Annotated in this window: 17 protein-coding genes; 13 read left to right on the top strand and 4 right to left on the bottom strand. The window is 38.7% G+C overall.

Translation table 11 applies throughout. The features are described 5' to 3' along the window. The first annotated feature begins 19 nt into the window (after nt 1–19). Together MKL33_RS14965 and mgrA are read left to right on the top strand one after the other, a co-directional pair. Entirely contained in the window at nt 20–1,348 is a 1,329-nt protein-coding gene (locus tag MKL33_RS14965) for an LLM class flavin-dependent oxidoreductase (RefSeq protein ID WP_069036614.1), read from the top strand. 11 nt (nt 1,349–1,359) lie between these two features. Further along, complete coding sequence (gene mgrA, locus MKL33_RS14970) at nt 1,360–2,358, top strand: L-glyceraldehyde 3-phosphate reductase (RefSeq protein WP_270907273.1); 999 nt, start codon at nt 1,360–1,362, stop codon at nt 2,356–2,358. A 66-nt stretch (nt 2,359–2,424) separates the two neighbouring features. Here mgrA and MKL33_RS14975 read toward each other — a convergent pair whose 3' ends face one another. The 3 genes from MKL33_RS14975 to MKL33_RS14985 form a co-directional block, all read right to left on the bottom strand. Next, nucleotides 2,425–4,914, bottom strand: a complete 2,490-nt coding sequence (locus MKL33_RS14975; protein ID WP_270907274.1) for a TonB-dependent receptor — start codon at nt 4,912–4,914, stop codon at nt 2,425–2,427. Nucleotides 4,915–5,127: 213 nt separating this feature from the next. Beyond that, a complete protein-coding gene (locus tag MKL33_RS14980) occupies nt 5,128–6,792 on the bottom strand; it encodes an arylsulfatase (protein WP_199938828.1) in 1,665 nt (554 codons plus the stop codon). Nucleotides 6,793–6,909: 117 nt separating this feature from the next. Continuing rightward, the gene (locus MKL33_RS14985) at nt 6,910–7,731 is read right to left on the bottom strand and encodes a Crp/Fnr family transcriptional regulator (RefSeq protein ID WP_270907275.1); all 822 of its coding nucleotides are present in this window, start codon (nt 7,729–7,731) and stop codon (nt 6,910–6,912) included. 221 nt (nt 7,732–7,952) lie between these two features. Between MKL33_RS14985 and MKL33_RS14990 the strand changes: the two genes are divergently transcribed. Together MKL33_RS14990 and MKL33_RS14995 are read left to right on the top strand one after the other, a co-directional pair. Continuing rightward, entirely contained in the window at nt 7,953–8,906 is a 954-nt protein-coding gene (locus MKL33_RS14990) for a TauD/TfdA dioxygenase family protein (RefSeq protein ID WP_270907276.1), read from the top strand. Between the two features lie 72 nt (nt 8,907–8,978). Continuing rightward, nucleotides 8,979–10,079 carry an ABC transporter substrate-binding protein gene (locus MKL33_RS14995; protein WP_270907277.1) on the top strand — a complete coding sequence of 367 codons (1,101 nt, stop codon included), beginning with the start codon at nt 8,979–8,981 and terminating at the stop codon, nt 10,077–10,079. Between the two features lie 377 nt (nt 10,080–10,456). On the opposite strand, the gene MKL33_RS15000 is transcribed toward MKL33_RS14995, so the two are convergent. Further along, nucleotides 10,457–10,651, bottom strand: coding sequence for a hypothetical protein (locus MKL33_RS15000; protein ID WP_017817109.1), 195 nt, complete (start codon nt 10,649–10,651; stop codon nt 10,457–10,459). A gap of 122 nt (nt 10,652–10,773) precedes the next feature. On the opposite strand from MKL33_RS15000, the gene MKL33_RS15005 reads away from it, so the two are divergent. From MKL33_RS15005 to MKL33_RS15045, 9 genes are all read left to right on the top strand, one after another. Further along, nucleotides 10,774–11,994 (top strand): phage/plasmid replication protein, II/X family, encoded by a 1,221-nt coding sequence (locus MKL33_RS15005; protein ID WP_068551096.1) that lies wholly within the window; start codon nt 10,774–10,776, stop codon nt 11,992–11,994. Between the two features lie 8 nt (nt 11,995–12,002). Further along, complete coding sequence (locus MKL33_RS15010; RefSeq protein WP_068551095.1) at nt 12,003–12,329, top strand: hypothetical protein; 327 nt, start codon at nt 12,003–12,005, stop codon at nt 12,327–12,329. Between the two features lie 201 nt (nt 12,330–12,530). After that, nucleotides 12,531–12,842 carry a hypothetical protein gene (locus tag MKL33_RS15015; protein ID WP_270906826.1) on the top strand — a complete coding sequence of 104 codons (312 nt, stop codon included), beginning with the start codon at nt 12,531–12,533 and terminating at the stop codon, nt 12,840–12,842. Nucleotides 12,843–12,844: 2 nt separating this feature from the next. Beyond that, the gene (locus MKL33_RS15020) at nt 12,845–13,048 is read left to right on the top strand and encodes a hypothetical protein (RefSeq protein ID WP_270906825.1); all 204 of its coding nucleotides are present in this window, start codon (nt 12,845–12,847) and stop codon (nt 13,046–13,048) included. Nucleotides 13,049–13,062: 14 nt separating this feature from the next. Further along, nucleotides 13,063–13,335, top strand: coding sequence for a hypothetical protein (locus tag MKL33_RS15025; RefSeq protein WP_270906824.1), 273 nt, complete (start codon nt 13,063–13,065; stop codon nt 13,333–13,335). Nucleotides 13,336–13,432: 97 nt separating this feature from the next. Continuing rightward, nucleotides 13,433–14,602, top strand: a complete 1,170-nt coding sequence (locus MKL33_RS15030; protein ID WP_270906823.1) for a virulence factor TspB C-terminal domain-related protein — start codon at nt 13,433–13,435, stop codon at nt 14,600–14,602. Further along, nucleotides 14,595–14,873, top strand: a complete 279-nt coding sequence (locus MKL33_RS15035) for a DUF2523 family protein (RefSeq protein WP_270906822.1) — start codon at nt 14,595–14,597, stop codon at nt 14,871–14,873. The genes MKL33_RS15030 and MKL33_RS15035 overlap by 8 nt, the downstream gene beginning before the upstream one ends. 19 nt (nt 14,874–14,892) lie before the next feature. After that, complete coding sequence (locus MKL33_RS15040) at nt 14,893–16,299, top strand: zonular occludens toxin domain-containing protein (protein WP_270906821.1); 1,407 nt, start codon at nt 14,893–14,895, stop codon at nt 16,297–16,299. Between the two features lie 167 nt (nt 16,300–16,466). Continuing rightward, entirely contained in the window at nt 16,467–16,595 is a 129-nt protein-coding gene (locus MKL33_RS15045) for a hypothetical protein (protein ID WP_270906820.1), read from the top strand. Nucleotides 16,596–16,690 lie beyond the last annotated feature (95 nt).

Consider the following 16,690-nt stretch of genomic DNA (forward strand, 5'->3'; position numbering starts at 1 on the left):
ATCCATTGGACTGATTAAAATGAGTAATCCTTCGTCTACAAGAAAGCTTCACCTTAATTTATTTTTAGACGGTTATGGCCATCATTTGGCCAGTTGGAGACATCCAGCGAGCCAATTAAACTTGAGTCCCTATGAGCGTTACTTAAGTGCAGCAAAAATAGCTGAAGAAGGGAAGTTTGATGCCATTTTTTTTGCCGATAGTTTAGCTGTTGATCCAGCAACTGCGACATCAGGCAAAATTCGCGGTAACGAGATTGAACCCCTCACATTACTTTCAGCAATTGCGACTCAAACCCGTCATATTGGACTCATTGGCACAGCCACAACAACCTACAATGAGCCATATCATCTCGCAAGAAAATTTGCCTCTTTAGACCAGATTTCTGCTGGACGTGCAGGATGGAACCTCGTCACCACTGATTTTGCGCTTGAAGCGAAAAATTTCAGTACAAAGGAACATGTCAAACATCAAGATCGCTATGCACGTGCTGAAGAATTTCACGATGTCGTAAAAGGACTTTGGAATAGTTGGGATGAGGATGCAGCTATTCATGATAAAGCCAGAGGTATGTTCTTTAATCCAGATAAGATACACACGCTCAATCATTGCGGTGATATTTTTCAGGTAAAAGGTCCACTCAATATTAGCCCAAGCCCACAGTCTCACCCTGTGGTGGTTCAGGCAGGCAGTTCAGAACGAGGTAAAAATCTGGCAGCTCGTACGGCAGATGTCATTTTTACTGCGCAATCTAACTTAGCCGCTGCACAGCAATTTTATAGCGATGTAAAGCAACGTCTTGAAGACTTTGATCGCCAAGAACATGAGTTAGTGGTCATGCCTGGCGTATATGTGCTTGTTGCTCATACACATGAAGAGGCTGAGAAACAGCAACAGCTTTTAGATGAACTCGTTGATGATGACATTGGCCTAGGGCTTTTAGGAAGAATGCTGGGCAATTTTGACTTAAGCGGTGTTGATGTGAATGAGCCTTTAGCTTCCTTAGATTTATCTGAAACCCAAACAGGGCAGCAAAGTCGCCAGCAATTAATTCAGGCACTCGGGCAAGAGCAGGGTCTAACCATTAAACAGCTCTATCAACGTATTGCATCGGGACGGGGGCATTTTTGTTTGGTTGGAACGCCAGAATATATTGCCGATCAGCTTGAAGAGTGGTTCGTTAGTGGTGCAGCAGATGGATTTAACATTATGCCAGCCGTCATATCAAACGGAATTAGAGACTTTGTCGATCTGGTTATTCCCATCCTTCAACAGCGCAATTTATTCCGCAAAGAATACGAAGGTCAAACATTAAGACAAAACCTTGGCCTTTGGGCTGCTGCCGAATAAAAGGATAAAATATGTATTTCGCAAATTCAGAACGATATCAATCATTCCAATACCGAAAAATTAAAAATAGCGGTTTGGTATTACCACCATTGTCACTTGGTTGCTGGCATAACTTTGGAGATGACACTCCAATTCAGCAACAAAAATCAGTACTTTACACGGCGTTTGATCATGGAATTAATCATTTCGATCTAGCCAATAATTATGGAACACCCTTTGGAAGTGCAGAGAAAAATATTGGGCACTTTTTAAAAACTGACTTCAAGCCATATCGAGACGAACTCATTATTTCGACAAAGGCAGGCTGGGACATGTGGCCTGGACCTTATGGACAAGGTGGTAGCAGCCGAAAATACCTAATGGCTAGTCTTGATCAAAGCTTACAGCGACTAGGGCTTGATTATGTCGATATTTTTTATTCACATCGCTATGACCCTGAAACACCACTTGAAGAAACAGCCAAGACACTTGCCGATATTGTGCAGCAAGGTAAAGCACTCTATGTGGGGATTTCATCTGGATATACACCAGAATTAACTTTACAGTTAATAGAATTGCTTCAGGCCTATCACGTTCCACTTACTTTGCATCAACCGATTTACAATTTTTTTGAACGTCAGATTGAGCAGGGTTTAACAGAGACCGCTAAGCAAGAGGGTTTTGGTGTAATTACATTCTCACCACTGGCCCAAGGCCTATTGGCTGGACGATATCTGAATGGTGTACCTGAAGACTCACGTATTGGGCGTGGTAGTCGTTATTTACAGTCAGAGCATCTCGTTTCATTGAAGCTACAGCAAATACAGCAGTTAAATGAAATAGCAAAGTGTCGAGACCAAACACTGGCTCAATTGTCATTATCATGGGTTTTACGTGATGAACGGATTACATCGACAATCATTGGTGCTAGTCGTCCAGAGCAGATCATCGAAAACTTAAAAGCATTGCAAAACACTGTGTTTAGTGCAGATGAGTTGACTCAGATTGACGCTATTCTAAATACGCCATAACTCTATACAAAATTTGCAGCATGGCTTTTTAGGAGCCAATGCTGCAATGATTATGCATTTTATTTGTTAAAAGCTAAGTTTCACGGTTGCACCAATGGTACGAGGCTGACCTAAACTAGCGAGAACAATACCATTAGAAGAATTCCATGTATTAGTCACATAGGTTTCATTGGTGAGGTTTTTTACCCATAGCGCAACATCCAGTTCATTTTCACCCATATGGTGTCGTGCACCTAGACTCGCATTTATTAATCCATAGGCTTTAATGACACTGTACGGGTTATTATCTAAAGAGCCATATGACCAATCTCGCCAAGCATAACTTCCTGAAACATACGGTTGCCAGTTATTATGCTCAGCTAAGTCATAACGGAAATTGAAATTTGCAATCCACTTCGGTACGCCATATACACGCTCTCCAGACAAATCTTGTGTATTTACGCCTGTTGGAATGCTGATATTGGATGGAGCAGGGGCATTTTTGTATTCTGTATAGGTGGTGTCGTTAAGAGAACCATTAAAATTAAGTGTAAGGCGACGAATAGGTTGATAGGTTGCATCGAGTTCAATTCCTCGGCTGCGTACTTTACCCGCATTTGCCAATACACTCACGACAGAGTTACCGACTTGTTCATAGCTTGTGGTTTGATAGTCAGAAACATCAATCCAGAATATATTGCTATTAAGCTGTAAGGTATTATTAAGAAAATTTTGTTTTAACCCAATTTCATAGTTATCTGCTTTTTCAGGATCAACCTTTAACGAGTTAGCACCCGCTGCTGGTGCAGAACCAATGCTCAGGTTAAAGCCACCTGATTTCTCGCCGTGTGAATACGTTGCATAGGCCAGTGTGCTCGGATTTAAACGATAGCTGCCAGTCAGTAAGCCAGAGTAACTTAATCCATGTTGCTTCAGTTCACCCGAGTCGTATGCTCCGAGCTGGGCATTTAGTAAATTACGCTCTGCCGCACTTAAACCCGAAACTGGTGTACCCCCAATAGGGTCGGTTCTATAGATACTGGCAGATTTATCTTCATAGGTGACTCGTGCACCTGTGGTAATGTCTAACTTCGGTGTCGCATGCCATGTACTTTGACCAAATAATGCTGAGCTTTTTGTCTCAGTTGTTCCATATGAATACGAATCTCGATTATTCAAAATATTCGATTGGCCATTTGCAATTAAGGTTCTCACGCTCGGAACGTTGTAAAGATAGAATGCGTCCGCCGTATCTCCATATAAAGAGAAAGTCGTATTGTCTAACTGTTGCTGAAAGTAATATAGGCCCGTTACCCAATCCACTTTTTGATTTCCAGCAGAGGTTAGGCGTAGCTCTTGAGAGTACTGTTTATCTCGAACCGAAACACCGGCATTAGTTAATGCATTTGAACTAATAAAATCACTGTTGGTTGGAGTGAAGTTCCAAAAGCGGTATGCACTAATCGACGTAATTTTTTTACCGCTATCTAGCGACCAATTGGCTTCTGCCGATCCACCACCTTGTTCAACAGACATGTGTTGAGGGGCATCTGAATGAATCTGTTTGTCTTTCCAGTTGGTGTAAAGATTTTTAGCACCTGACTGTGTGGCATTTTCTAAGTAACGATTGTAGTTATTGCCATATACGGTACTGTTAAACGTTGGCCCAGCGTAGTACACGACCATCGCGCCTTGATCATCATCTTGCTCGTTGTAATCTGCAATTAGACGTAAATTAAAATTCTCTTGCGGCTTCCAGAGAATTTGACCGCGGACACCTTCGCGATCTGTATTGTTATAATCTTTATCATTATAGGTGTTATGAATAAAACCATCCTGAGTCGTTTTATAAAAAGAGAGTCGGCCTGCCACATTTTCGGATAGTGCATCTGAAAACGTTCCTTTAGCTTGCAAATAATTGCGTGAGCCAAAAGAAATTTCAGCAGAATGGTCTGGGTCGAAGGTAGGCTGTTTTGAGCTAATGTTTAATAAGCCCGCCGTAGTATTTTTACCAAACAAGGTCCCTTGTGGCCCGCGTAATAATTCGAGTTGAGCAATATCTAATAAATCAAATACAGCCATGCCTGGGCGACCTAAGTAAACATTGTCCAGATAGACCCCAACACTCGCTTCCAAACCATCACTGGCTGGGTTATTACCCAAACCCCGAACTGCTACACTAGATTGACGTGGGTTCAAGAAAGCAACATTAAGGCTGGGTAGGGCTTGTTGTAGATCTTCAAGTTTACTGAGTTTTTGTGTTTCCAGTGTTTTAGCACTTAAAATACTAATGGGTGTTGGAACATTTTGTGCTTTTTCTTCACGTCTTCGTGTAGTCACAATGACATCAGCAAGCTGAATGACATCATCTGCTTTACTGTTTGACTGTGAATTTGACGTACTGGCTTCCGTTACCGCTGTACCTGAAGTAGTGGGAGTATCCTCGGCATAGACAATAGATGAATATCCTGCACACCCTATAAGTGAAATAAACAGACTTTGCGTGATTTTATTTAAAACTAATCTTTTTCTCTTGAAGTGAAAGGTGTGCTTTTGAACTGACATTAATGACTCCATTTGTGTTTTCTTTGTGATGATTTTAATTTTTATGTAATTGAACACTGTCATTATCAGTACAAACTTAAGTTTATATTTTGATGATCTTATCTTTATATCTAATAGTAATTTTTTAAAACATAGGCCTTTTAAAATACTGTTCAGGCAGCAAATATAAAAGCCAGCATTAAGTGCTGGCTTAGTTCAATCTAAAGACTAATCTCTTCGGTATTTTTATGCTTCAAACGGTTCTAACTGATCATTCTGTAATAATCTTCGTTGTTGCACATTTTCAATCACACCATTTTCTTTCACATAAGTTGCCCATTCTTTGAGTAATTCATCGAGCTTTTCTGGATATTGTTTTGCTAAATCCTGAGTTTCGCCTTTATCATCTTTAAGGTTATATAGCTGCCAGCGATTCGGACCATTTGGCGCAGGGATGAACAGCGCTTTCCATTCGCCTTTGCGCAGAGCCTTTTGCCCAAATAACTCCCAGCCTGTGACATGATCTTCACTGTGAATGTGATCTTGTTGTACTTGTAAATACGGCAAGATAGAACGACCACGGAGGGGTACCAATTGACGACCTTTATACACCTGACCAGGATGCTGAATATTTAAATAATCTAACAGGGTTGGTAGTAAATCCATGACTGTCAGAAACTCGTGACTGATCTGATTTTGGCGTTTAAAACCTGCGTAGTGAATGAACGAAACTGTTCTAATTCCACCTTCGCTAGTGTGTGCTTTATATAGGCGAGCAGGGGCAGTGGCTGCTTGTGCCCAATGTTCTCCGTACCAAACATAAGAGTTTGCTCGTCCAATATTATCAATACTGTTGTCGTAATATTGCTCGATAATTTCATTAAGTTGGCCGCCAAAGACGGGCAGAGCTTCAAGTTGAGCACCTTCTGCACCATTGTCTGATAGAAAAATAACAATGGTATTGTCCAATTCCCCTCGATCTTTGAGGTATTCCACAACACGACCAACGTTTTGATCCATACGATCTACCATGGCCGCATAGACTTCCATAATTCTTGAAGACTTATCACGTTGCTCTTGAGTAAGATTTTCCCAGAATGGAGTTCTAGCGAGGACAGGGTGAATCGTTGTTTCCGCATCTACCAATTGAAGTTGCTTGAGTTTCTCAAGGCGCTGTTCACGCAATTTAACAGGGCCATCCCCATAGCGTCCTTTATATCGATCTATATCTTCCTGAGGTGCCTGTAAGGGCCAGTGCGGTGCAGAGAAAGGTAAGTATGCAAAAAAAGGACGTCCTTGGCGTGCTTCATCATCTTGTAAAAAGTCTAGAAGGCGAGTGGTAAAATAATCTGATGAATAAAATCCTTGAGGCAGTTCTTCCGAAAACTCATCATCTTCTGCATAGAGTCCTTTTGTTGACTTAAGTAAGCGTGGAATTTGGTCTTCTGGAATATCGGCTTCAAATAGATAATGATTAGCTGCACCAGGTAATAGTGCAAAAGAACGTTCAAACCCTTTTTTAATTGGAAAATATTCTGGTTTTAGTCCCAAATGCCATTTCCCAGACATAAGAGTGTAGTATCCCGCATCTTTTAATAATTCTGGTAATGCGGCAACTTTGTTATTTAATACACCTTCGTAGCCTTCTTTACCTTCAAGTTCTGGGGTAAGGGCCTCTGCCATGGTTCCTAAACCAGCTAAATGATGGTCAGTACCTGAAAGTAACATCGCACGAGTGGGGGAGCAGGTTGACGCCGTATGAAAATTAGTAAGTCTTAAGCCATTTAATGCTAATTCATTCAAATGAGGTGTATTGATTTCTCCGCCAAAAGCACCTAAATCTGAAAAACCTAAATCATCTGCCACAATCAATAAAATATTAGGTTGGTTTTTGGTATTTACATCTGTCATGTTTTATCCAACAAAGCGACTAAAACACTTAGTGTAAATATGAAAAATTTTTATTCTGTTTCTATTCTGACAGTTATCTCCTAATAAAATCATATCATTATGACAAAAGCAGATATATCAAATGAACTTGGTGGTACTGTTGAATTGATGAGTCTGTGCGATATCGCTTAGCTTTTCAAAGTCCAAAATAAAGATTTGGTTATATTTAACCTCAATGATGTTTTGGTTCGAAAGCGCTGCTAGTTCTTTATTAATACTTTGTCTTGAAGTCTGCAAAAGCTCTGCCAGATTTTCCTGACTCAATTTGAGATTCAGTAAAATTTTATCTTTGTCCTGATAGGAATGATAATCCACTAGAAAAACTAGTTTTTTAGCGAGACGTGTTTGCAATGTTTCAGTTGAATAAATGAAATTTTGTTCACGATTTAGTTGTGTTCTTACACAGATTAATTTCAACACCATGAATAAAGCATCTGCGTTATTTCTGATGACATCCATAAACAATTGGCCAGGAAGATTGGCAATTACCGTTCTACCTTGTGCAATATGGTCGTGAAGTAGGGGTTGACCCGTTACGATCGGAACAATATTGATTAATGTACCTGAGGGCACAAAAATATCGGTGTGATATTTACCTTGAGATGTGCTCCAGCCAAGTTTAAGTGCGCCTTCAAGCAAAATATTGATATCAGTGCACGGATCATTTTGATTGTATATCGTTTGATTATGATAATACTTTCTTATTTTTAAATGCTGAATAAGCGTAGATTTCTCTGTATTAGATAAAGATTGGATAACCTGATAGTTTTCTAAAATACGAATACTTTTATGAATAAATTCATTGGTTATAATTTGATGATCAGAAGATTGTCCGCCGTCAAAATCATTCTGATATTTTGAGATAGGATTCCTAAACTCGATAATTGATGATGCTTTCATGATAAATCAGAGATATAAACTAAGATTTTAAACAGCTTATCAGAGTTAAAATTTATTCAAATTTCAAAAAAATATAATTTCATATTTAATTTTCATATGTGCGTGTTATTAATTATTTAAATATCAAAATAATTTTTTACGTGATGGATTGTCTCTGAAATAACAGAATAAGCCGCCGTTTCTGATAAAAATTCAGTCATATATTATTACAGGAAATTAACATGACCACATTTATTCAGAAACCAGCACAACAACTACAAGTTAAAAAATTAACTGGTCGAATTGGGGCTGAAATATCAGGCATTCATTTAAGCTCTGAGCTTGATTCATCCACAGTTCAGTTTATACACAATGCGCTACTAGAGCATAAAGTACTCTTCTTTCGTGGCCAGCAACATTTGGGGGACACAGAACAAGAGAAATTTGCAGAATTGTTTGGTTCACCCGTTAAACATCCAACAGTACCAGCGGTGGATGGCACAGATTTTATTTTTGAACTTGACTCACAAAAAGGTGCACGCGCCAATTCTTGGCATACTGATGTCACTTTTGTGGATGCCTATCCTAAAATTAGTATTTTGAGAAGTCTAATCATCCCTGAAACAGGTGGCGATACAACTTGGGCAAATACTGAAACTGCTTATGAAGATCTTCCTGAGCTTTTAAAGCAATTTGCGGAGCAGTTAGTTGCTGTACATTCAAATGAATATGATTATGGTGGACCAAAACAAAATGTCGAGCCTGAACAATTAGAAAGACTGAAGAAAATTTTTGTATCTACCAAGTATGAGACTGAGCATCCAGTAGTCGTATTACATCCAGAAACGGGCAAGAAAAGCCTATTACTGGGGCATTTTTTCAAACGGCTTGTAGGATTTAGTCAAAGTGATTCGCAGCTTTTATTTAATATTTTACAAGAAAAAGTAACGCGACCAGAAAATACAGTGCGTTGGCAATGGCAGGAAGGAGATGTGGTGATTTGGGATAATCGCTCTACACAGCACTACGCGGTTAACGATTATGGTGATCAACATCGCGTTGTACGCCGAATTACACTTGCCGGTGAAGTAACGACTGGTGTACATGGCTTAAAAGGTAAAACCACATTACCCAAAGATTTATCAGCAGAACAACTCGAAAAAGCCAAGCTTCACGCTGTTTTAAATGCCAACTAAATACCATTTTAAACATGCAAAACGTCACTGTCGTTAAGCAGTGACGTTGTATATGTTGTTGAGAAAAACGATATGGCCACATTATCAAAACGTAATCGATTTATCTGGATTATTCCTGCACTTATTTTTGTCGCTTTGCTACTGTTTATTTTCAAACCATCTTCATCAGCACCATCAAAAACAACAAATCAGACTGAAAAAATTGTAAAAATTAGAATTGCAGTACCAGATCTAAGCAGTAGTGAAAGACACAGCAGCGGCACACCATTAGTTGATTATATATATTTAAATCAGTTACTTGAAAAAGAATTTTCAAAGAAAAATATTCAGGTTGAATGGCAATTTTTTAAAGGTGCAGGGCCTGTAATTAATGAAGCCTTAGCCAATAAGCAATTAGATTTTGCTTTTTTAGGTGACTTAGCTGCTATTATTGGTAAATCGAATCAAATCGATACTACTTTATTGGTAGCGACTGGACGCCACATAGATGCTTATTTGGGTGTTTTGCCAAATAAAGGATATAGCAGTCTCGAACAGTTAAAAGGTAAACGAATAGCAATTTTTCAAGGAACTGCTATGCAATTGTCGTTTGATCAATATATCGAGCGATATGGCTTTACTGAAAAAGATTTCCGCATTATTAATTTAGATCCTGCTGCAGCCAATGCAGCACTTGCAGCTAAGCAAATTGATGCCAGCTGGGGTTTAATGCCAATTCTAGCGCTTAAACAGCAGAAAATTGTAGAAGTTCCTCTGAGTACTGGGCAGAGACAAGATGGAGCTGGAACAATTCAATCAGGTTTGGTGGGCCGTAGTGAGTTTATTAAGCAACATCCTGAAATCGTACAAACATTGGTCAATACGGTTTTACAATCAGCACATTGGGTTTCACAGCCTGAAAACCGCGATAATGCCATTCAACTTGTCACTAAAAATGCAGGATTACCAACAGAACTCTATGCATTGAGTCTACAAGACAAAGCCTTAAAAACAGTTTTTTCACCACTTTTGGATGAATATTATCTAGGGCATCTACAAGAAGGTGTACAGACTGCATTAAAGGCCAAACTGATAAAACGCGATGTTGATGTAAAACAATGGCAAAATGCTGAGTTTGTCGAACGAGGGATTCAACAGTTGAATTACGTCAATTATTGGAAGTCTTCAAAATAAAATTATTAAATTAATTTAGCTGTGCAAAAAGACCTTAACAAAGGTCTTTTTTATAAATTGCATAATACGCATCTAAAATAATTAATGATTCTTTGTAGAGGCAACAAGTATAGCTAAACGTACAGCAACAGAATCAAGGACTTAATAATGAATTATACAACTGTTCGTATAATGTGGTGCACAGATTATGTTACTAAGCCCCAGTGAGAACATTGTTCGTCTCACGGGGCTTTTTAACATCAATCTGCATTATGCGAATCTTGAACGCCAAGCGGTGAGGGAGGGAGAAGGAGCTTCGACGCCCGACCGACCGAGCCGCGGGGCGGAAGAGGAGTCCACGCTTTCTAATGGTGGACTCTAGTCCGATATTTCGGAAATTATTCGTCTTTACCCAGCACTTCCTGTCTGTATCTTATGACTTCTTCTGCCTTTAAATCCTTTAAGTGGTATTTGATAAGAGCGTGAATTACGTCACTTTCTGCCATCAGTGATTTTTTCTGTACGACGAATTTCATCAGTGTTTCTTTCACGTCTTCAACTTCTTCACTGCGTATTTTATAGACCTTGCTCATTTGTAAACGCCTTGTAACTAAATAACTAGGTAACTTTTTTAATATTAACTCGTTTTACGAGTTGACAAGTTACCTAGTAATTTTGTTTAATCTTTTAAACGCGGTTACTTGGTAACTTTTTTATGTTAGATCATATTTGCATTAACGCTCCATTCGAATCGAGCTTTTTTTCAGTCGATTCAGAAGGACGTTATTTTTTTGTAGATGTCGATCTGCATTCAATTGAAATACCACTTGCTTCGCGTTCAGTTCATAAGAATGACGACGGTTCTATTTCTGCTGCTGCTTTATTTCATCCCTATGAATCAGTGCCAACACACTACACAGGTATGGCAATGAAAGTGTTTTTCGATGCAAGTTATGAACCATACGTACAGATCAAGGCTTCGCCTGCAAAGCTGTTACAAGGTCATAACGTATTTGGAAGTGACAACATAGAGCAGGGTGCTATGGAAATGATCGGCTTTCTACATGAAGCCTATCCAGTCTTAGCAAGAATGCTAGATTGGCCTCGTGCTTGGGTATCACATATCGATGTGACTTATTCAGCACGTTTGAAAGACCAGAGCACGGCTAAAAAAGTTTTGGATTTCTTGAGTAATGTCAGTAATGGCCAGACTCGTTTAAGTAATAAGCGTTTCGATAGTTCAGTCTATTGGGGAGGTCAGACTTCAAGGCTTGTGAATCACAAGTGTTATATGAAGCATGATGAATTTATCGCTCAATTTGAAGAGTATAAAATGCTCGCAAAGAAAAATGATAAAGCAGCTCAACGAGTTGTTGAGGTCATGTCCAATTCGGATCTGATTAACTGGACTATCGGTCTTTTACGTTTTGAATCACGTTTAAAAAAGCGTTGGCTCGAACGTAATGGAATTCCTACCAATCTCTTTGATTTAATTAAGTTTCAACGTTCTAACCCTGATTTACTTCAAACACTCTGGAACAAAGCTACTCATAGCATTTTTGAAGCCTTGCGAGGTCAAACTATGAAATTAACAGATGATACAAGTGTACTTGAAGCCATTGAACGCTCAGAAGTTGTTATGACCAAATCTGGCAAGGTTTCTCACACTAAAGTACGTAATTTATTCGCGATGTTTTGTCTTATCCGTGAAAAAGGATTCGATGAGATTAAAAATAATTACGGTAAGTCTCAGTTTTATAACCTAATTTCCCAATTGTGTGAATGTGGCTTTTCAAAGGCATATTTGCAGAACCTTCACGATGAGAAGGCATCAAACATCATTCCATTCGTAAAGCTCGTAGAAATCGACTTCAATCAACAATTGCCAAACTGGTATGAAGAGCCAGTTTCGCAGTTTAACTACAAAATCGCATAGGTGAGCAAATGAACAATTCACAACATCCAATTATGACAGTTACAGGTATCCGTAAATCCGCGGGTGATTTCCAAGATCAGTCAACTGGTAAAGAAATCAAGTTCTCAAATACGGTTGTAACTGTACTTCAAGAATATTCAGAAAAAGAAAAAGAACAAGGCGCAATCGGTTTTAAATCGACTGACTACAAGATTAAAGGCGCTCAGTTCTTCAATGATTATCTTCATCAGGAATTACCAAACAAAGCTAAGTTGATCTTTGATTGGGATTTCACAGGCAAACAACCAAAGGCTGTATTAGTAGCTTTGGATTTTGATGTTGTGGAAGCAGCGTAATAAAGCTATACGAATCAAAGTGTTAATAATAAAACACTTCGTATAATGTATAATATGTAAATAAATCAATAACTTAGAGCAATTATTAGTATGAATATTATAGCAATGCTAGGGGATAATCAAGCGGAGTGCCCAAAGTGCCTCTCTCTATTTCATTGGCAGTATTTGCATTTTCATATGTCTAAGTGTGAGGGTTAATTAATGACTGAATTAGAAAATGCTCGAATTGTGACTGAGTTACTTAACTCATTATCGCCACTATTCATTGCTGTATTCATCTTGGGTCTTCTCACAGGTGTTTTCTTTTTTGGTCGTCTTATTGATTCTATTGACCGCTTAGGGGAGCGTTTAAGACGTCCTAAGCGTATACGTTTTCGAAATATGAATGGTCGTCATGAACGTGGTGACAGTTTCGAATATTTGTATTTGTTTAAGGGTGAATATTTCACTTTAGAACAACAACAATTTTTAAAACGTCAAGCACTTCAGCGTCTTAGAAATAAAGGGAAATAATCATGGACGTTTACGTTTGCTCAGCTATTGAAATCGTTAATAACGTGCAGACGTGTACGGCTTATGTGCCTTTATCTATTGCTCAGGTCTTCAATGGCTTGGCAATAACGCAAGCAGATTCTATCGCTATATCAAAAGCTATAGCGGAGATATGCGGTCTTTTGATCGCTTACAGCTTCATTATGAAAGCTGCAAAACTAGCCTAAATAGGAGAAACATCATGGCTTATTCAAACGTAACACCAATGACTCAACAAGCTCATCAAAAAACTTGGTTCCAAAAATTCCGTGGTCGTTTTGCTGCGGGTACAGGTTTAATTCTTGCGGGTGCTGGTACTGCACATGCTGAGGGTTTAACTGAGGTGGGGACTGCAATTACTGGTCAGCTCACAGCATCACAAGCAATCATCATTACTGTTTTGGTTGCTGCTGCGACTATTACAGCAATCATTATCGGGTATCGAAAACTTAATAAAGGCGCTAACGCTGCTTAAAAACTAGCCCCTTCGGGGGCTTCCTTATTTTGGGGTGATGTATGCCAGAAGCTTCAATTTTTTATTGGATTTTACCTATAACAATAGTGGTGGTCACATGGGTCGTTATAAAAAATATCTAACTATATTATTGATGTTTAGCATACACATGATGCCTTTTAATGCTGTCCGTGCTTCGACTGCTGCTGATGGCTGGTCTATTAGCAAGCGGTTAGTGCAAGGTGCTACGACATTTTATGATGGTGCTAAAGAAGTTGTTTTGAATGGTAAGACTTATGCAGCTAAGGGGACTGCTGCAATTACGCCAACCGTTTCCCAAGTTTCAAAGATGATTGTAAGGACGGGTGCTGTCTTAGCTGTTGATCTTGCAATTAAAGCTCTAATTGACGGTGTTGAGTACGTCATGGATCCTGCAAACAACAGAGTTAAATATAATGCCCCCGGTGAGGTTGGGGACTGGATGGTCAATGGTATTGTGTATCCAGATATGACTCTTGATCAAGCATGTAGTGCTGCTCGTCCTTCATATTTGCATCACAATGGCTCAACTTGCAATTACGGAACTAAAGACCCTGAAGTTATTCAAGCATCTTGGGCTTATGCTCTTGTTAGTTCTACTACAACTGAAGAAAGATATTTACCTTACGATGCTGTAGCATCTCAAATCATTGGTGATGCTGCGGGAAAAGAAGATGCTAAAGCCTACGTTTCATCTGTTGCAGACACTGCTTTAGATAATGATGAACAAAGACAAATTGTTCCACAATCTGAAATTGTTAATCAGCTAAATCAGTCACAATCTATTCCGACTTCGAACACGGCTCAAGGGCAAGCTGTACCTCAAGCAAATCCCGATGATCCTACAGCACCTAAAGCTCCACCGACTGACATTGCATTAAATTTCCCTGTGTTCTGCGATTGGGCACCTTCAGTTTGTCAGGCTGCGAATGCTGTTATTAATTTTCCTCGGACATTTGCAAGTTGGGAAAAGTCTGTAACTGATTGGGTTAAGGAACCTTCAAACTCAAGTGATAAGCTCGAATTTAATGAGCCTAATATTCCTGAGCCAGACACCCAAATTAACTTTGCAACTGGTTGTCCCGAAAAAATTCCTCTTTCATTTTCTTGGAATGGTCAGACTCTTGATTTTTCATTTGATTTCACAATCTGGTGTCAGGCTATATCAACCTTTGTTTATCCAATTGTTGTGTCTCTTGGTGCTTTGCATGCTCTCTATATAGTTTCGGGGGTTCGTCAAGATGGCTAGTTTATCGACTTTATTTGCTAGTGCTAATCGTGGATTTATCAAAAATATTCTTGTTGGTTCTGGTTTGATGTTGGGTACTGCTGGTGTCTCTTTAGCCATTATTAGCACGATGATTGAGCACTTTAAAAGTTCTGTATATCAACTTCCTTCAGTGCTTTTACAGATGGCTAGTGTTACTGGATTACACATTTATTTTTCTTTGGTACTCGGTGCAATTGTCACAAAGCATTTTAGACAATCTTCACCATTACATTTAATGAAGTCAAAATAATAAGATAGGAAATTAAATCATGTTGCACTTAGTTACGGGGACGCCTGGAGCATCTAAAACGGCTTTTGTTGTCACTCAGTTAGATAAATTGGAACGTTCCAATTTTATTAATGTACGCAAAAATAAGACTATATTTGAATTTAATAAACCATTGTTTGAGAAGTTCAAGGAAGAATTTCTTTATTATTCTTATGAGCAGGGTTCGGGTTCTGCTCGTAAAACAATTATTGAACCTTTAACAGATGATTACTTTTTATTCTTAAATGAAGATTTTGACGATTTACGTCCAGATGATTACTTTAAGAAAACAACTCAATACAATGAAATTGTAGACCGTATCAATGATATACATGGTCCTCAAAAGTTCGAATTATTGCAACCTGTACGTACCATTTATACAAATATTAAAGCCTGCAAGATTCCTTATACTAGACCATTGATTCATGATTGGCGTGATGCCCCAGATGGCTCTGTAATCGTAATTGACGAGATTCAGCTTGTAGAACCATATAAGAATAAAAAGTCCGAAGATCCTATGATTATGGAATTAACGATTCATCGTCATAGAGGTTTTGATTTCTATATCATTACTCAAGCTACCCGTTATTTACATCCTGCTGTAAAAGAGTTGATCGGTTGTCACTATCACATTACTCGTCCTTGGGGGTGGACTCCGAAAGTCTATCAATACGGATCGGCTCGTGATAATCCTAACGCTTTAGTGAATAAAATTAATTGTGAAGCTAAATTCACTTTTAAACCTGCTGACCGTATTTTCACGCTTTATAAATCAACAACGATTAATACGCATAAAAAACGTATTCCGAAATTTATATTTTTTATTGGTGCTGTCGTCATTGTGATGGTTGGGCTTTTTTTTCATTTCGCGACTAAAGACAATGTTATTTATGATCAGGTTACTGGTAAGCCTGTTCCTCAACCTAAAGCTAATCAGGCATCTACAACCACACAGGCTGCTACAACTACTAAATCAGAGTTTAATGCTGATACTGAATGTAGAAAGGCTGCTAATGTTGAAAAGCCTGAATGTGTTAAATGGTTTAATGACATTTCTAAAAATGGCTCTTCTGTAGTTCCTGCACAGCAAACAACGACAAACCAAGTCTCATATAACCCATCTAAACCGTATGATGATCAGATTCAAAAGTCTGTTTCTTATCAGGTGAGCGCTAAACCCGTTTTTAGTGGCTGTGTTAAAAAGAATGGGCGTTATCTTGCTTATACCCAACAAGGTACGATTCTGCACGATGTAAGCAGCTCTGACTGCAAGAAGCTTATAGATCAGGGTGATAGGCCATTTAATTACTTTAAGCAAGAACAACCGCAAATCGCTAATCAACCACAACTAGAACCACCAGTTAGGACTGTTCAAGAAGAAAAGCCAATAACAGCAGTTATTTCATAGATTTAAATTTCTTTTCTCTGATTACAAAAACCGTCTATTTGATGTAACGTAGTGTCATAAAGGAGTGTCTTCAGGGGAATTGAGACACATCGCGTATAACAATTGATTTAACGTATTTTTCGAGTGTCTCAAGGCGTAGTCTAGACACTCCGACTAGGGGATATATGATGCAGTTTTCAGATTGGGTTCAACTTATATTTATGGTCTTTTTGACTGTAGCAATTATTATTAAGTTTACTGTGTCTTTTCATCGTGATCTTAGATATCAGCAAGATGATGATCAATATATCCCTTAAGTTGCCCTTTTTAAGCTGAAATGATTTTATGAAAAACTGAAATTTTTCATAAAATTTTCAGCATATTTTTTAGTGTCTGAAAGTTCGCATAATGT

It is taken from the genome of Acinetobacter sp. AOR43_HL, assembly GCF_027854635.1.
Taxonomy (GTDB): domain Bacteria; phylum Pseudomonadota; class Gammaproteobacteria; order Pseudomonadales; family Moraxellaceae; genus Acinetobacter; species Acinetobacter pittii.

What these genes read in the sequence shown, in the direction of transcription:
- MKL33_RS14965 (WP_069036614.1), top strand. Translation starts at nt 20, where the DNA reads ATGAGTAATCCTTCGTCTACAAGAAAGCTTCACCTTAATTTATTTTTA.
- mgrA (WP_270907273.1), top strand. Translation starts at nt 1,360, where the DNA reads ATGTATTTCGCAAATTCAGAACGATATCAATCATTCCAATACCGAAAA.
- MKL33_RS14975 (WP_270907274.1), bottom strand. Translation starts at nt 4,914, where the DNA reads ATGGAGTCATTAATGTCAGTTCAAAAGCACACCTTTCACTTCAAGAGA.
- MKL33_RS14980 (WP_199938828.1), bottom strand. Translation starts at nt 6,792, where the DNA reads ATGACAGATGTAAATACCAAAAACCAACCTAATATTTTATTGATTGTG.
- MKL33_RS14985 (WP_270907275.1), bottom strand. Translation starts at nt 7,731, where the DNA reads ATGAAAGCATCATCAATTATCGAGTTTAGGAATCCTATCTCAAAATAT.
- MKL33_RS14990 (WP_270907276.1), top strand. Translation starts at nt 7,953, where the DNA reads ATGACCACATTTATTCAGAAACCAGCACAACAACTACAAGTTAAAAAA.
- MKL33_RS14995 (WP_270907277.1), top strand. Translation starts at nt 8,979, where the DNA reads ATGGCCACATTATCAAAACGTAATCGATTTATCTGGATTATTCCTGCA.
- MKL33_RS15000 (WP_017817109.1), bottom strand. Translation starts at nt 10,651, where the DNA reads ATGAGCAAGGTCTATAAAATACGCAGTGAAGAAGTTGAAGACGTGAAA.
- MKL33_RS15005 (WP_068551096.1), top strand. Translation starts at nt 10,774, where the DNA reads ATGTTAGATCATATTTGCATTAACGCTCCATTCGAATCGAGCTTTTTT.
- MKL33_RS15010 (WP_068551095.1), top strand. Translation starts at nt 12,003, where the DNA reads ATGAACAATTCACAACATCCAATTATGACAGTTACAGGTATCCGTAAA.
- MKL33_RS15015 (WP_270906826.1), top strand. Translation starts at nt 12,531, where the DNA reads ATGACTGAATTAGAAAATGCTCGAATTGTGACTGAGTTACTTAACTCA.
- MKL33_RS15020 (WP_270906825.1), top strand. Translation starts at nt 12,845, where the DNA reads ATGGACGTTTACGTTTGCTCAGCTATTGAAATCGTTAATAACGTGCAG.
- MKL33_RS15025 (WP_270906824.1), top strand. Translation starts at nt 13,063, where the DNA reads ATGGCTTATTCAAACGTAACACCAATGACTCAACAAGCTCATCAAAAA.
- MKL33_RS15030 (WP_270906823.1), top strand. Translation starts at nt 13,433, where the DNA reads ATGGGTCGTTATAAAAAATATCTAACTATATTATTGATGTTTAGCATA.
- MKL33_RS15035 (WP_270906822.1), top strand. Translation starts at nt 14,595, where the DNA reads ATGGCTAGTTTATCGACTTTATTTGCTAGTGCTAATCGTGGATTTATC.
- MKL33_RS15040 (WP_270906821.1), top strand. Translation starts at nt 14,893, where the DNA reads ATGTTGCACTTAGTTACGGGGACGCCTGGAGCATCTAAAACGGCTTTT.
- MKL33_RS15045 (WP_270906820.1), top strand. Translation starts at nt 16,467, where the DNA reads ATGCAGTTTTCAGATTGGGTTCAACTTATATTTATGGTCTTTTTGACT.